Origin of the sequence: Mycobacterium sp. MOTT36Y (genome assembly GCF_000262165.1) — a bacterium.
In the GTDB taxonomy this organism is placed as follows: Bacteria; Actinomycetota; Actinomycetes; order Mycobacteriales; family Mycobacteriaceae; genus Mycobacterium; species Mycobacterium intracellulare.
Map to the genome: position 1 here is coordinate 722,717 of NC_017904.1, position 15,018 is coordinate 737,734.

A 15,018-nucleotide genomic window follows, 5' to 3' on the forward strand; every position below is an offset into this window, starting at 1 on the left:
AATGAAAATCTCGCTGTTCTACGAATTCGCCCTGCCGCGGCCCTGGGCGCCCGACGACGAGCACATCATGATGCAGGACTGCCTCGACGAGGTCGAGGCCGCCGACAAGGCGGGCTTCTCCACCGTGTGGCTGACCGAGCACCACTTCCTCGAGGAGTACTGCCACTCGACGGCACCGGAGATCTTCCTGGCCGCGGCCAGCCAGCGCACCAAGAACATTCGCCTCGGCTTCGGCATCATGCACCTGCCGCCCGTGGTCAACCACCCCGCCCGGGTCGCCGAGCGCATCGCCACCCTCGACCTGCTCTCCAACGGCCGCGTCGAGTTCGGCACCGGGGAATCGTCGTCGGTCGGCGAACTCGGCGGATTCAACATTGACCCCGCCGATAAGCGCGCCCAGTGGGAGGAGGCCCTCGAGGTCTCGATCCGCTGCATGATCGAGGAGCCGTTCACCGGCTTCCACGGCGAGCACGTCCAGATGCCGGCGCGCAACGTCGTGCCCAAGCCGCTGCAAAAGCCGCATCCGCCGGTCTGGGTCGCCTGTACACGCCCGGCCAGCGTGCAGATGGCGGCCCAAAAGGCCATCGGCGCCTTGAGTTTCGCCTACACCGGGCCCGGCCCGCTGACCGAGCGGGTCAACGGCTACTACAAGGAATTCGAAGAGAACGGCGTCCCGGTGACCCCGCGGATCAACCCGAACATCCTCGCCATCGGCGGTGACCTGTCGATGATGGTGGCCAAGACCGACGAGCAGGCGTTGCAGCGGCTCGGGCAGGGCGGCGGGTTCTTCTCGTTCGGCATCATGCACTACTACATGACCGGGGTGCACACACCCGGGCGGACCGGAGTATGGCAGCGGTATCTCGAAGAGGTCGACAAGGATCCGACGCTGGCATACGGGCCGGGCCGCGGCGCGATCGGGTCTCCCGCCACGGTGCGCGAATTCCTGCGCGGCTACGAAGAAAGCGGCGTCGACGAGATCATCCTGCTGCTCAACCCGCGCAGCCACGAGGGCACCATGGAATCCATCGAGTTGATGGGCAAGGAGGTGCTCCCCGAATTCATCGAGCGCGATGCGAAGGCCGTGGCGGAAAAGGCGAAGCGGCTCGAGCCCGTCATCGAAAAGGTGGAGGCGCGTCGGCCGAAATCGACCGCACCGCAGTTCGATGAGGATTACTCGTTCGGTGGACTGCCCACCGGACGCGGCGGTAAGTTCACCGCCAGCGAGATCCCCGAAGCCATGGCGGAGATCAACGAAGGCCGCGTGCAGGCGGCGCAGCGGGCGAAGGACCAGCAGAAGAAGTAGAGCCTGAGTTCTACCAGGATGTCGGGGCGAGCCTTGGGAGCAATCGACGAGCTGTGGCGCTACGACGGCCGCCGGGCGGTGGTGGCCGGATGCGCCTCGGGCATCGGGGAATACGTGGTGCGTCAGCTCAGCGATCTGGGGGCCGACGTCGTCGGGCTGGATAAGCGCCGGCCCGACTTCGGGATCGGCGGTTTCCACGAGGTCGACCTGGCCGATCCGGCATCGATCGATCGCGCGGTGGCGTCCATCGACGGGCCGGTCGATGCGCTGTTCAACATCGCCGGCGTCTCTTCGGGTGTGGGCAACCCGCCGTTGATCGTCACGATCAACTTCTTGGGGTTACGCCATCTCACCGAGGCGCTCATCCCGAAGATGACCGCAGGGTCGTCCATCGTCAGCGTGTCCTCGCTCGCGGCGGCCGCCTACCGTGAGCACCTGCGCGAGGTGGCGCCATTGCTCGACACGGCGACCATGCAGGAGGGGATCGACTGGTGCGATCGACACCGCGAAGCGCTGGGCAACGGCTACCAACTGTCCAAGGAGGCCATCATCCTGTACACCATGCGCAGCGCAACGCCGCTGGGCGGCAGGGGGATCCGTATCAACTGCACCGGGCCGGGGGTCACCGAGACACCGATCCTGGACCAGCTTCGTACGGCATACGGCCAGGGCTTCCTCGACGACATCCCCAAGCCGCTGGGACGCGTGTCCGAACCGGCGGAGCAGGCGGCGGTGCTGCTCTTCCTGAATAGCCGTGCGGCCAGTTATATTTCGGGTCAGGTTGTATGGGTAGACGGCGGAAACCTGGGCGCCGCGATAGCTCGTGAACTCGAGGAAGGGCGTGCTTCGTGGCCAGTGTGACCGACTTTCGCCGGGCTGCGCGCGATGTCAGCAACTGGGGCCGCTGGGGTGACGACGACGAGCTCGGCACGCTGAACTTCATCACTTCCGAAAAGATCGCCCAGGCCGCAAGCCTGGTCCGGCGCGGCAGGGTCTTTCCACTCGGTGTGGACTTCGGTGCGTCAGGACCGCAGGGCGCCTTCGAATATCGGCACAACCCGGTCCATATCATGACCATCGATGGCGGAGACGCGAAGACGCTGGCCCGGTACGGGCCGGGGTGGGCGAGCAACCCGATAGCCCAACAGCTCAGCAGTTACCTGGGCGACGACAATCCGTTCCGCTTCAACGACGACCTGATCATCATGCCGCTACAGGCGGCAAGTCAGTGGGACGCGCTGTCGCACGTCTACTACGACGAGCAGCTCTACAACGGCTTCCGAGCGGATTCGGTGACCAGCATGGGAGCCGTGCATTGCGGAATAGACAAGGTCGACGGCAAGGGCATTACTTCGCGAGGCGTGCTGCTGGATCTGGTCCGCCACCGGAATGCGGAAGTCTTTCTCGAGCAGGGGAATCCGATCACACCCGAAGAATTAGACGATGCCGCGCGCGCGCAGGGCGTGCGGATCGAACGCGGTGACATCGTGCTGATCCGGACCGGCTGGTGGACGAGGTTCGCGCAGACCGGGGACAAGACCGAACCCTTCTCCGGACTGGACTGGAGTTGCGCCTCGTGGCTGCACGACCACGAGGTCGCCGCGGTCGCGGCCGACAACCTCCAGGTCGAGGACCTGGTCTCGGGAGTAGAGGGCGTGTTCCTGCCCCTGCATCTGCTCTGCCTGCGCGACATGGGAATGATGTTCGGCGAGTACTGGGATCTCACCGCGCTGGCCGAGGACTGCGCCGCCGATGGCGTCTACGAATTCCAGCTCGTCGCCCCGCCGCTGAGAGTCGTTGGGGCAGTAGGATCGCCGGTCAACCCGATCGCGATCAAATGATGGACGTTCAGCGCAAAACCTTGTCGGTGGACGGCCTTTCCACCGGTTACCTGGAAGCCGGCGAGGGCGAGCCGGTGGTGCTCCTGCACGGCGGTGAGTTCGGCGCGAGTGCTGAACTCGGTTGGGAACGCAACATTTCCGCGCTCGCCGCACGCTACCGGGTGCTGGCCCCGGACATGCTGGGGTACGGAAGTTCGGCCAAGGTGATCGACTTCGTCGACGGGCGCGGCATGCGGATCCGGCACGTCGCCCGGTTTTGCGAATCGCTCGGCGTCGGCTCGGCGCATTTCGTCGGCAATTCGATGGGCGCCATCAACCTGCTCACCGACAGCACGTCGGAGACGCCGCTGCTGCCGGTCCGGAGCCTGGTGATCATCTGCGGCGGCGGCGAAATCCAGCAGAACCAGCATTTCGAGGCGCTGCAGAACTATGACGCCACGTTGCCGGCCATGCGCCGCATCGTCGAAGCCCTGTTTTCCGACCCCGCCTATGCCGACGACGAGGACTACGTGCGGCGCCGTCACGAGTCGAGCACCGCGCCGGGGGCATGGGAGGCCATCGCCGCGGCCAGGTTCCGCCGCCCCGGCGCCACGCCGTCCTCCGCCCCGTCCAGCGTGCGGGCCTACGAACGCATCGGCGTGCCAACGCTTGTCGTCGAGGGCGGCGACGACAAGCTCCTGCCCAGCGGCTGGGCGGCCCAGATCGCCAAGCAGATCGACGGAGCCCGTTCGGTGGTGGTCGACGACGCCGGGCACTGCCCGCAGATCGAGCAATCGTCAGTAGTCAACCGGTTGCTGACCGAATTCTTGGGCAGCCTCTGAATCGTCAGAAGACGTAGTCCAGGCGCGTCTCCATCCCGGCGACCTGGTGATAGGTGTTGTGGCAGTGCATCAGCCACGTGCCGGGGTTATCGGCAACGAGAACGGCGGCGAGCTTCTGTTTGGGCAGCACGATGACGGTGTCCTTGCGGGCGCCCGGGCTGCCGTCGGGCTTGATCACCTGGAATGTGTGCCCGTGCAGGTGAATCGGGTGGTACATCGTCGTGGTGTTGTCGAAGGTGATGGTGGGCCGCTGGCCCTGTTGCACGCGCAGCGGGCTCGTCTTGCCGAAGGGCTGCCCGTTGATCGTCCAGTTGTACTGCATCATGTTGCCGCCCAGCACGACCGGGAGATTGAGGTTCGGGTCGGGGCGCCCAAGGTTGACCGGTGTTGTGGCGGTGAACATTTCGACGGTGCCCACGCGCTTGGTGAGTTCGCCGGGCTGCAGTTGCGGGTCGGGCGCGCTGCCCGCCCCCGTGGCCAGCAATGCCCGCGCCAGAGCGTTTTTGCCCTCCGCGACGGCGACCAGTGGGAAGACACCGTCCGCGGCGGTCACAAGGACGTCGTAGCGTTCGGCCATGCCGATGAGCAGGGCGTCGACCGCAGCGGGCACCACGGGGTAGCCGTCGGTGTGGGTCACCGTCATCGAATGGCCGGCCAGCGCGACCCGGAAGGTGGTGTCGGAGGCGGCGTTGATGAAGCGGATCCGTATCCGCTGGCCAGGCTTCGCGTTGAACGTCATGGGGGAGGCGGGAATTCGGCCGTTGATCAGGTAGTGGGGGTAGGTGATGTCTCCGGCGTCGCCACCGAGGAGGTCGCTGCTGCCGGCACTTCCCGCCGTGGGCCCGGGCCCGCCGGGCGCCGGGCTCGTCGAAGTCGTCGGGCTGGTCTCGGTCGTACTCGCTTCGCTCGCCGGCGTGGTGGTCGGGGTCGTCTCGGATGTGGCGGGCATGGGCGACTTGTTCGGGTTGCTCAGTTCGGCGTAGAGCTGCTGGGGGCTCTTGCCGACGCCGTCGGTCCAATCGTCGAGGACGACAATCCATTCGGCGTCGTAATTGCCCTCGGTCGGGTCGTCCACGATGACCGGCAGGTACAGCCCGGTGTCCTCGTCCAGGCCGGTGTGCGGATGTGCCCAGTAGGTGCCCGAGTTGGGCACGGAGAACCGGTAAGTGAAGTCGTGGCCGGCCGCGATGTTGGGCGTGGCGGGCTCGGCGCCGTCCATGTCGTTGCGCACGGCGATCCCGTGCCAATGCACCGACGTCGGATGATCGAGCCGGTTTTTCACCGTCACCACGACTTGGTCACCGATGCTGGCGCGGAGCACCGGGCCGGGGATGGAATCGCCGAAGGCTAGCGTGCGGACGACCGGTCCGCCCAGGTCGATCTGCACCTGCTGGGACGTCAGGGTGGCGGTGACGGTCCGGCCGCTGTGCGGCCGGGCGGCCTCGGCCGCATCGACGGCGGCGGCCATCCGGGCACTGCCCGACGGTTCGGGTTTGGTTTGGCTGCACGCCGTCAGCGCCAACCCGCCGGCGATGCCCGCGGCCATGAAACCGCGCCTGGTGAGCCGGGTTCGGTCGAAGGTTACGTCACTGGTGGGTTGCCCGGGCAATGAATGCTCCTCGTCGTTGCGCAACTACCCACCGTAGAGCGAACGCCGGCGAAAAGTCCGCAACAACTCGACGTTGACCGCCGCGGCGGTCAAACCGCGGCGCCGCCGCCGTCGACGTGCAGGGTCGAGCCGGTGATGAAGCTGGAGCGAGGGGAGCTCAGGAAGAGGACCGCTTCGGCGATCTCGGACGGGAAGGCGGTGCGCCCCAGTGGCAGTGCCCGCCCGAGCTCCTCGTTGACGTCACCCCATTCCGCCGCCACCCCGGGGGTGCGAGTGGGCCCCGGCGCCACGCTGTTCACCCGCACCCCGGCCCCTCCGAATTCGGCGGCCCAGGTGCGGGTGAGCGATTCCACCGCGGCCTTGGAGGCGCTGTAGCCGGACGCACCGGGAATCCCCTTGAAGGCGGCCATGGTCGTGATGTTGACGATGCTGCCGCGGCCGCGGTTGAGCATTCCCGGGACCAGGCCGGCAACCAGGAAGTACGCGCCGCGCACGTTCGTGTCGAACATCGTCTCGAACGCCGACATCCCCTGCTCCACCGTCAACGCCGACGGAAAGCTGCCGGCGTTGTTGACGATGATGTCGACCTCACCGCACTGCTGCACAAGCGAATTCACCGAATCGATATCGGCCATATCGGTCTGGATGAACCGTGCCTTCGGGCCGATGACCTCCACCGCGTGCGCACCCCTGGCCGGATCGCGGCCTGAGACGATGACGGTGGCGCCTTCGCTGGCGAACAGCCGAGCCGATTCCAGTCCAATGCCCGCCGTCCCGCCGGTGATCACCGCGGTGTGGTCCATCAGCTCCATCGGACCGCCTCCTCCAGCCGTTACTCGGCGTTGCTGGGCACCTGCGAGGCCAGCCAGTCGCCGAACCGGGTGGGGTAGATGGTCACCTCTTCGCCCTCGACGGGAACGATCATGCGCTCGTCGAGCACCGCGCCGTAATACTGCGCATCCGGATCGGTCACCACGCCGCGGGCATCGCCGGTCGCGGCGAACCGGGTCCGGATGAAGTCGTCCATGCCCTGCTTTTCGGGTCCGGCGATGTTGATCACCCCGTTGACCGGCTCACCGATCGCGGCGCGGGCGACGGCCGTGGCCACATCCGCGGCGGCGATCGGCTGGAACGCCCCATGCGGCGCCCGGACCGTGTCACCCTCGGTCATCGAATCCGCAATGCCCGCAACGAATTCGAAGAACTGAGTGGCCCGCACGATGGTGTAGGGGGCTCCGGATTCCACGATCACCTTTTCCTGAGCGATCTTGGCCCGCATGTAGCCGCTGGCGGCCGCGCGGTCGGCTCCCACGATCGAGAGCGCGACGTGGTGCTGCACGCCCGCGGCCCGCTCCGCCTCGAGAAGGTTGCGGGTGGAGGTGGTGAAGAAGTTCAGCACGTCGTCATCTGCCCACGACGGCGAGTTGGAGACGTCCACCACCGCCTGGACACCGGCGACCGCCTCGGCGACCCCCTCACCGGTAACCGTGTTGACGCCCGTGCTCGGTGACGCCGGGACGGCTTCGTGTCCCTGCTCGGTGAGCAGGGTGACAACCTGTGATCCGATCAACCCACTGCCACCGATTACCAAAACCTTCATGACCACGCCTTTCACGCTTCCCGACGAACTGGCCTCTTCAGCATGGCCCGCGCGCTGGTCCGGGGGAACCCTGGAAAGTCCGTAGTCATGCCGAACTCAGGGGGCCAAACTCCTTGGCCAAGCCGCGCAGTTGCCGGCGGGAGGTGATGCCGAGCTTGGCGAACACCTTGCGCAGGTGCCATTCGACGGTGTGGCTGCTGATGAACAATTGCGCGGCGATCTCGGGGTTGGTCAGGCCCTCACCGGCCAGCCGGGCGATCTGGGCCTCCTGCGCCGTCAGCTCGCCGCCGGATGCGTTTCCCGTTTTCCCGGACCGCTTGTTCACTTTCTCGCCGGTGGCCAGCAGCTCGCGGCGGGCTCGCGCGGCGAACGCGTCGGCACCCATCCGGGTGAACATCTCGTGGGCGGTACCCAACTGGGAGCGCGCGTCGATCCGGCGGTTGCAACGGCGCAGCCACTCCCCGTAGGACAGGTGCGCGCGGGCCAGCTGGACGGCGATGCGCGTCCGCGCGAGCTTGTCGATCGCCTCGAGGTGGCAGGCCTCCGCGTCGCGGTCGGCGGCCAGCAGCGCCTTGGACCGAAGGAAAACCCCGTCGGCCCAATCTGTTCGGGCGCTGAGCGCCCGGACTTCCAGTTGGCGCAGGGCGTCGCGGGCCGCGTCGGTTTGGCCGCTTCGCGCGGCGGCTTCGACGAGTTCGATCAGGCACCACCCGAACAGGCCCAGGTCCTCGTATTCGCATGCCGTGCGGGCCGCCGCGAAGGCATCGTCGTAGCGGCACAGGCCGTTGTAGAGGACGGCGCCGCAATACCCGGTCAATCCGACGACTCGCCCTTCGCCCCTTGCCATCCCGTCCGCGGCGGCCTGCTCGATCAGGGCGGTCGCGACGTCCTCGTTGCCGCGCCACGCGGCCAACAGCACCGAGTGGTATTTGACCGGGACATAACCGGTGGCGGCCGAGATCGCCTTGGCCTCCTCGATGAGTTGAGACGCCGTCGCGAATTCGCCCGCCTGCACGTGCACTCCGGCGCGGTAGACGAGGGCGTGCGGTAACACGGCGAGTGCGCCCGCACCGCGCGCGAGCCGAACGGCGTGGGTGGCCAGACGGTGCCATACCTCGTCGTCCCATAGCTCGTGGACGGCAGATTCCTGGACGACGGGAAAGGCTTGCCAGAACCAGTGCAGCACATCGTCGCCCCGCTCTGCTTCGTCCTGGATGCGGGCCAGCGCGTCGCGCAGCGCCGTCACGCTCGGGACTTGCCCGGCCGTGGCCCGCAACGCGATGCCGTCCAGCAGAAGGTCGACCGGACGCGCGGGTTGCGGCCCGGGCGGCGCGGCGCGGGCCGCTTCGGCGACCAGGTGAATGCCGCCGTGCGGGCAGAGACGGCCGCCGAACATCGCCGCCCCCAAGGCTTCTAGGTACGTTTCGCGGGAATGCGCGTCGTCAAGTCTCTCCAGCCCGCGGGCGGCATCGAGCAAACCGATGGCGGCGTCGGAGACCGTTGGCGCGTCGGCGGCACCGCTGCGGCTTCGGGCGAAGACGATCTGCGCGCGCAACCGGGCGGCACGGGCCTGCTGCAACTCGTCCAGCGACGCGCCCTCGGCGACCGTGATCAGCTCGTCCGCCGCGTCGAAGGCGGCCGCGTCGCGTTTGGCCTGAGCGGCCGCGAGCGCCCGCGTTCCCCGGCGGGACGGCTCGGCGCTCAATTGGGTCGCCCGTTCCAAGAAGGCGGCCGCGGCGGCGACGCCGCCCCGGGCCTGGGCGCGGTCGGCGGAGCGCTCCAGCGCGGCGGCAACGGATTCGTCCGGGCCGTGGGCCGCGATGGCCAGATGCCATGCGCGGCGGTCGGGGTCACTCCGCCTGTCGGTCGCCTCGGCCAGCGCGCGATGGATCCGTCGGCGCTCGATCAGGTCCGCCGTGCGGTATGCGGCCGAGCGCACCAGGGGATGGCGGAACCGCACCCGGGTCCCCACGTCGATCAACCCGGCCGCTTCCGCATCGGCCGCCGCGTCCGGCGGAAGGCCCAAATGCTCGGCGGCGCGCAGCAATAGCGCGGCGTCGCCCACCGGCTCCGCGGCGGCGGTCGTCAACAGGCGCTGGGTGTGGTCGGGAAGCGAGCGGATCCGCCGCAGGAATGTCTGCTCGATCTGTCCCGCCAGCGGTCGCACCTCCGGGCGCTGGAAGCCGCCCGCCAGCTCCGCGCCGGTCAGGCCCCGCGGCAGCTCCAGCAGAGCCAACGGATTGCCTCGCGTTTCCGCCACGATGCGATCGCGCACCTGGTCGTCCAGCCGGCCGAGGATGACCGAATCCAGCAACGCCCGGGCGTCGCCCGGTTCGAGCCCGCCGAGCGTCAATTCGGGCAGCCCGCTCAGCTCGTCGGTGTCCAACGCCACGGCACCGTCGCGCATCGCGAAGACCATCGCCGCCGGCTCGGCGATCAGGCGGCGGGCGACGAACGCCAACGTCTGGGCCGAGATACGGTCAATCCACTGCGCATCGTCGACCAGGACGATCAAGGGCTGCGACTCCGTCGCCGCGCCGATCAAACTGAGCACCGCCAACCCGACCAGGAAGCGCTCCGGTGCCCGTCCGGCGCTTCGCCCGAAGGCGATCTCCAGGGCGTCGCGTTGCGGAGCCGGTAAGCGGTCGGAGAAGTCGAGCAGCGGCACACAGAGTTGCTGCAGCGCGGCGAACGGGAGCTCCATCTCGGACTCCACGCCCGCCACCCGCGCCACGCGAAATCCTGAAGCGCGCTCGGAAACGAAGTCCAACAATGCGGTCTTGCCGATGCCCGCTTCCCCCCGCAATACCAGGACCCGGCTTTGGCCCGCGCGGGCGTCCGACACCAGGCGTTCGAGCGCCGCGCATTCCGCGCTCCGGCCGCGCAAAGGTTGCGCCTGCTGAACTTTCACCCACACCGCCGCGTCCGAAGGATTTGCTGTACGACCTTACCGATGGCGCGCGTCGCCGGGGCGACGAGCACCCGGCCCGCACAGTCTTAAATCAACTGCTTGACTTAACGCTGAGGGCCCCGATTAACTCGTCAGGTGGTTAACGAACTTGATGGCAAGGTCGCCATCGTCACCGGCGGCGCGTCCGGCATCGGCCGGGGCCTCGTGGAGCGGTTTGCGGCCGAGGGCGCACGCGTCGTCATCGCCGACGTCGAGGCCGACCGGGGCGAGGCGCTGGCGGCGTCGCTGGGCGACAATGCCCTCTTCCGGCCGACGGATGTCTCCGACCCCGAACAGGTCGGCGCGCTGGTCTCCGCTGCCGTCGCGAAGTTCGGTGGCCTGCACGTGATGGTCAACAACGCCGGAATCTCGAGCCCCCTGCGGAAGTTGCTCGACGACGACCTGACCGATTTCCATCGGGTGATGGGGGTCAACGTGCTGGGCGTCATGGCGGGCACCCGAGATGCCGCGCGGCACATGGCCGAACATGGCGGCGGATCCATCATCAACATCACCTCGATCGGCGGGATCCAGGCCGGCGGCGGCGTGATGATCTACCGCGCGTCCAAGGCGGCGGTCATCCAGTTCACCAAGTCCGCGGCAATCGAGTTGGCGTACCACGAGATTCGGGTCAACGCCATCGCGCCGGGCAGCATCCCCACGCCGATCTTGGGGAAGTCGGCGGCCGGCATGGACCCCGAACAGCTCGAGCAGTTCGAGGCGCGGATTCGCCAGGGGATGCGCGATGACCGCCCGCTGAAGCGCGACGGCACGCCCGATGACGTCGCCGAGGCCGCGCTGTATTTCGCGACCGACCGGTCGCGCTACGTCACCGGGACCGTGTTGCCCGTCGACGGCGGAACGGTGGCGGGCAAGGTCATTCGGCCCAAGAAGGGTGGGGGATAGGGCGGGGACGTCCGTCGGCGTCGCGACGGATCAGGCCTTGGTCCGCGAAGGAGGACAGCCAGCCCTCCATCGGCCACCAGCCCCAACGCCCATAGAAGATCTCGGCGTTGCGCAGTATGTCCTCGAGGTGGTCGACGGGGGGATCGGCGACCGCATGGTGCTGGTGGAATGCGTGGGCCCCGCCGACCCAGCGCATCGGAACTTGGCGTGCCGCCGCGCATTGCGCGAAGTCCGTGTCCTCTCCGCCGTAGCCGCGGTACCGCTCGCAGAATCCCCCGATCCGCTGCCACGTAGGGACTTTCACCGCGAAAGACAGCGACCAGAACAGCGCATAGTCCGTCGTGGAGAGGACGGCGCCGTCCCGCGGTGCGGGCCGAGCACGATGCGGGTCGGGATTCGACCGCACCTCGGAGATCACGTAGCCGCCCGGCCCGGGTGGTGGCAAATACGTGACCGGGCCATTCAGGATCGCGTCCGCGTGTTCGGATCTGCCTGCGACTCCGTGGTAGCGGTCGAGCAACTCCGCGCCGGGAATGCAATCGACGTCGAGAAAAACCAAGAGCTCGGCGGCATTTCGTATCGCCGCGGCCGCTCCCACGTTGCGTCCCATCGCCACCGGCAACGGGCGGGCGGCCTCGCACTCAACCACCAGCGCCGGCGCCTTCAGCTCGCTTACCAGGGCGGCGACGGTGGGGTCACCGAGCGCCACCACGATGTGCAGGTCCGCCCGCAGTGTGCTGCTGGCGAGGCCTTCGAGCTGCCGCCGCAGGTGGTCGCCCCTGCCGTGCACGACGGTGATGACGGCGGTGCGCACTACGTGCCTTGCCTACAACGGCGGGCCGTCGACTCGATGGCTTCGGCGGCACGGTCGGCCGCCCCATCCACTTCCCACCGTCGCCACCGTCGCGGATCGGTCGCCATGGTGGCGGTCAGCAGCGCCGGCCACGCCCGTGGGTCGGGCATGCCGTGCGTGACCACCGCAAGCTGGTGGCGCTTGAGCATCCGGGCCGTCGCGTGTTGCTCATCGAAGGGCCGCGACTGCGGGAGGACCAAAGCGGGACGTCTCGCCGCGGCGACATCAGCAATGCAGCTCTGACCCGCGTGGGTGACGACGACATCCGCCCCGCGGATCTCGGGCCACGGGTCATGTTTCCACGCACCGGCCTTGCCGCCGAGCGTCGTCCATGACCGGACCGAATCCGCTGCGGCACAGTCCTGCAGCGAGGTTCCGAATGCGCCGCCGGCCCCGCCCAATACGACGACGCGCGTCTCGTTCAACGGCCGTGCCGATGACTCGGGCTCGCCGCCGCGACGATCGCGGCCCTCGAAGCGGCTGATGCCACCGACGTAGCTGGTCTTGTCCTCCCACTGCCGCAGCCATGACGGCACACAGAACGCGCGCGGCCAGGCCGCCACGATGTGATCGGCGAGGCGATGCACCAGCACGTGCGGGGCGTCCACGCGGCTGCCGGGCAACGCCACGACGATCACCGGTACGCCGAGCAACCGGATGAACAGCGCCACTTCCACCGATACGTCGACAACGACGGCCTCGGGCCGCGCGTCGGACACCCACTCCGCGATCTGGTTCATCCGGGCGCTCAGCCCGGGGTCGTGGTGGGGCGCCCAATGCAGCGCGCCGTGTGCGGTGGCCTCGCGTGGCTGCGGTCCCTCGTCATCGCGCGGTAACCTCATGACCTCCGAAAACGGGTGGGGCTCCGGCACATCCAGCGATGTCATGGCTGTCACCGGGCGGCGCATCCGTGCGCAGACGCTCATGGCCCGCGCCAGATGCCCGAACCCGTGGTGGTGAATGTAGTACCCGATCATGTTGCCTGCCCGCGAAGTCGTCGATCATTTCTCGGTACACATTGGTGTAGGCGGTCACCATCGCTTCGGCCGAACACTGGCGAATGGCGTGCTCGCGCACCCGCTTTCGCGGTAGCGCGAGCACCGTGCCGATGGCGTCCGCCATGGCGGCGACGTCACCGGCGACGATGAGTCGCCCCGACGCCGCGCTGATGAGTTCGGGGATGCCACCGAGCGCGAACGCTACGACGGGGGTGCCGCACGACATCGCTTCGGCGACGACAAGGCCGTACGGCTCGTCCCAGGTCGGGGTGACAAGCGCCGCTGCGGCGTGGTTGACCACGTGGGCCAGTCGCCGCTGGTCCAGATGGCCCGCATACCGGACGTCTCCCCGAAGGTGGGGCTCAATGTGGCGGAGAAAGTACTGCTGGTCGGAGATCGGACCGGCGAGGACCAACGGTCTGCGCGCCCGTTGGGCCGCGGCGATCGCCAGATGGGGTGCCTTCTCCGGGGTGATCCGGCCAAACCACACCAAAGACGGCCCACCCGGGCCGAGGGGCCACTGGCCCGTATGAATGCCGTTGGGAATCACGGTGATATCTCCGGTGAGGCCTCGCCACGCCGCAGCGGTGTGTCGGGAGACCGCCGCAAAGCGGGTCCCCTGCCCGGTGGCGGCACCGATCGCCGACTCGAGCCAGGGCGTCGGCGGCGTGTGCACCGTGGTGAGCATCGGGGTGGACAACGCCGAGGCCATCGCCACCGGAAGGTAATGCAGGCTGTGGTTGTGGATGATGTCGAACTGTTGGCTCCCGGGCCCCGCCAACCACAACATCAACGATAGGTACGCGTGATGATCGGCCATGAAATCTGCCGGGGGCATCGACACGTCGCGGCGCGCCGCGTCCGACAGATGCAACGGGCGCACGTCGAGCGTCTGACAGTTCAAACCGGGATCCGAACCCGCCGCGGCGAACAGCGACACCCGATAGCCGCGGGATGCGAGCGCGCGGGTCAGGTGGCAGACGTGCGCTTCGAGGCCCCCGGCGAACGGTTGGCGAATCGGATGGCGGGTCGAGGCGATCAGCGCCACGCGCAGTGGCTCCGTCATCGCAGGACGCTCGCGTAGATGGCACGATGCGCCGCGGCGAGCTCTCGCCTTTCGGCGAGCCGCGCCACCCAGTCCGCCCGGGGGGCGGGGCAGCCGGCGGCCCAACGCGCGTGTGCCCGGTGGATCGCACCGCACAGCGACACGGGATCCAAGCCCTGGTCACCGAAACCGAAAACACCGCACGGGCGTTGCTGGTGATAGAAGCCGCAGCTGGGCGCCACCACGGCGGTTCCGAGATCGTAGCTCGCCTCGAGCCAGCCCGAATGGGTGCCGAACCGGTAGGGCAGTACGGACACCGTCAGCGAAGCGAGATAATCCCAGAATTCGTCGTCCGAGAAGTACGGGTGCACCCGGACCTGCACATGCTCGTGGGAGTCGTAGGCCAGCAGTGCCGCGCCGGTCGACGGTGCGAACCAGTGATTGTCGGGATCGAAGATCTCGTCGTGGACGTCGACCTGCAGGATCGCGTCGGGCAGGGACGACACGATCGCCGCGAGCGCGTCCACGACGGGCAACGGGTCCATGTTGGCGCGCAAACTCTTGGCGTGCAGGCCGACGACGAATCGCTCGCCGCGGGCGCGGGGCCTCTCGATCCACTCCTTTTCGAGCACGTGCGGGTGCGGCAACACGCGGGCCCGCCGCCCCCAGTTTCGCCAAATCAGCTGTGCGGCACCGGGCGTCAACGTTATCAGCTCGTCGGCGGCGGAAATCAGGACGTCCTGCTGGGCGGCGTGGGCCTCGGGTTCCGGGTGATGTGGATTGCGCAGATCGTGCACCGTGTACACCAGCGGCTTGTTGTGCTTTTTGAGTTCTTCGACGACTCCGGCCAAATCCTCCGGAGTGATGGCGTCGAACCCGAAGTGGATGTGGAACACGTCGAATCGTGAGTGGTTGTCGCTGACCCAGCCCGGCTCCAACATCAGCGGCGGCCACCAGCCTCCCGGCACGGTGCGGCCATCCGCCGGCGCCGGATCATCCAGGCGCACAACACAATCCGAGTACGGATTGCCGAGGTGGCGGACGTAGACGTGCGACGCCGGCACCGAAGCTACGCGCAACAAACTCAAG

13 protein-coding genes are annotated in these 15,018 nt (G+C 68.1%); 5 read left to right on the forward strand and 8 right to left on the reverse strand.

What is annotated here, in order from left to right; genetic code table 11:
- Position 1 precedes the first annotated feature (1 nt).
- The 4 genes from W7S_RS03620 to W7S_RS03635 are packed head-to-tail and all read left to right on the forward strand — an operon-like array spanning position 2 to position 3,968.
- Positions 2–1,306 (forward strand): LLM class flavin-dependent oxidoreductase, encoded by a 1,305-nt coding sequence (locus W7S_RS03620; RefSeq protein ID WP_008253613.1) that lies wholly within the window; start codon positions 2–4, stop codon positions 1,304–1,306.
- Between the two features lie 33 nt (positions 1,307–1,339).
- Positions 1,340–2,167, forward strand: coding sequence for a coniferyl-alcohol dehydrogenase (locus W7S_RS03625; RefSeq protein ID WP_008253614.1), 828 nt, complete (start codon positions 1,340–1,342; stop codon positions 2,165–2,167).
- Positions 2,155–3,147, forward strand: coding sequence for a cyclase family protein (locus W7S_RS03630; protein WP_008253615.1), 993 nt, complete (start codon positions 2,155–2,157; stop codon positions 3,145–3,147). The genes W7S_RS03625 and W7S_RS03630 overlap by 13 nt, the downstream gene beginning before the upstream one ends.
- Positions 3,147–3,968 (forward strand): alpha/beta fold hydrolase, encoded by an 822-nt coding sequence (locus W7S_RS03635; RefSeq protein ID WP_008253616.1) that lies wholly within the window; start codon positions 3,147–3,149, stop codon positions 3,966–3,968. Before W7S_RS03630 ends, W7S_RS03635 begins: the two co-directional genes overlap by 1 nt.
- Before the next feature lie 4 nt (positions 3,969–3,972).
- Here W7S_RS03635 and W7S_RS03640 read toward each other — a convergent pair whose 3' ends face one another.
- The 4 genes from W7S_RS03640 to W7S_RS03655 all read right to left on the reverse strand — a co-directional run bounded on the left by W7S_RS03640 (position 3,973) and on the right by W7S_RS03655 (position 10,064).
- Positions 3,973–5,577 (reverse strand): multicopper oxidase family protein, encoded by a 1,605-nt coding sequence (locus tag W7S_RS03640; RefSeq protein ID WP_008253617.1) that lies wholly within the window; start codon positions 5,575–5,577, stop codon positions 3,973–3,975.
- A gap of 89 nt (positions 5,578–5,666) precedes the next feature.
- Entirely contained in the window at positions 5,667–6,389 is a 723-nt protein-coding gene (locus tag W7S_RS03645) for an SDR family NAD(P)-dependent oxidoreductase (RefSeq protein WP_008253618.1), read from the reverse strand.
- Between the two features lie 20 nt (positions 6,390–6,409).
- Positions 6,410–7,177, reverse strand: coding sequence for an SDR family oxidoreductase (locus W7S_RS03650; RefSeq protein WP_041297742.1), 768 nt, complete (start codon positions 7,175–7,177; stop codon positions 6,410–6,412).
- An 85-nt stretch (positions 7,178–7,262) separates the two neighbouring features.
- Positions 7,263–10,064, reverse strand: a complete 2,802-nt coding sequence (locus tag W7S_RS03655; protein WP_008253622.1) for a LuxR family transcriptional regulator — start codon at positions 10,062–10,064, stop codon at positions 7,263–7,265.
- Positions 10,065–10,223: 159 nt separating this feature from the next.
- Here W7S_RS03655 and W7S_RS03660 point away from each other — a divergent pair, with 159 nt between their 5' ends.
- Positions 10,224–11,033, forward strand: coding sequence for an SDR family NAD(P)-dependent oxidoreductase (locus tag W7S_RS03660; RefSeq protein WP_008253624.1), 810 nt, complete (start codon positions 10,224–10,226; stop codon positions 11,031–11,033).
- Here W7S_RS03660 and W7S_RS03665 read toward each other — a convergent pair.
- The 4 genes from W7S_RS03665 to W7S_RS03680 are packed head-to-tail and all read right to left on the reverse strand — an operon-like array spanning position 11,005 to position 14,993.
- Positions 11,005–11,847 carry a glycosyltransferase family 2 protein gene (locus tag W7S_RS03665; protein WP_008253625.1) on the reverse strand — a complete coding sequence of 281 codons (843 nt, stop codon included), beginning with the start codon at positions 11,845–11,847 and terminating at the stop codon, positions 11,005–11,007. The two genes, W7S_RS03660 and W7S_RS03665, sit on opposite strands and share 29 nt — an antisense overlap.
- Complete coding sequence (locus tag W7S_RS03670; protein WP_008253627.1) at positions 11,847–12,728, reverse strand: glycosyltransferase; 882 nt, start codon at positions 12,726–12,728, stop codon at positions 11,847–11,849. Before W7S_RS03670 ends, W7S_RS03665 begins: the two co-directional genes overlap by 1 nt.
- Complete coding sequence (locus W7S_RS03675) at positions 12,709–13,950, reverse strand: glycosyltransferase (RefSeq protein ID WP_014710971.1); 1,242 nt, start codon at positions 13,948–13,950, stop codon at positions 12,709–12,711. The genes W7S_RS03670 and W7S_RS03675 overlap by 20 nt, the downstream gene beginning before the upstream one ends.
- Positions 13,947–14,993 carry a glycosyltransferase gene (locus W7S_RS03680; protein ID WP_008253631.1) on the reverse strand — a complete coding sequence of 349 codons (1,047 nt, stop codon included), beginning with the start codon at positions 14,991–14,993 and terminating at the stop codon, positions 13,947–13,949. The genes W7S_RS03675 and W7S_RS03680 overlap by 4 nt, the downstream gene beginning before the upstream one ends.
- Between the last annotated feature and the right edge of the window lie 25 nt (positions 14,994–15,018).

What these genes read in the sequence shown, in the direction of transcription:
- W7S_RS03620 (WP_008253613.1), top strand. Translation starts at nt 2, where the DNA reads ATGAAAATCTCGCTGTTCTACGAATTCGCCCTGCCGCGGCCCTGGGCG.
- W7S_RS03670 (WP_008253627.1), bottom strand. Translation starts at nt 12,728, where the DNA reads ATGAGGTTACCGCGCGATGACGAGGGACCGCAGCCACGCGAGGCCACC.
- W7S_RS03650 (WP_041297742.1), bottom strand. Translation starts at nt 7,177, where the DNA reads ATGAAGGTTTTGGTAATCGGTGGCAGTGGGTTGATCGGATCACAGGTT.
- W7S_RS03675 (WP_014710971.1), bottom strand. Translation starts at nt 13,950, where the DNA reads ATGACGGAGCCACTGCGCGTGGCGCTGATCGCCTCGACCCGCCATCCG.
- W7S_RS03635 (WP_008253616.1), top strand. Translation starts at nt 3,147, where the DNA reads ATGGACGTTCAGCGCAAAACCTTGTCGGTGGACGGCCTTTCCACCGGT.
- W7S_RS03645 (WP_008253618.1), bottom strand. Translation starts at nt 6,389, where the DNA reads ATGGAGCTGATGGACCACACCGCGGTGATCACCGGCGGGACGGCGGGC.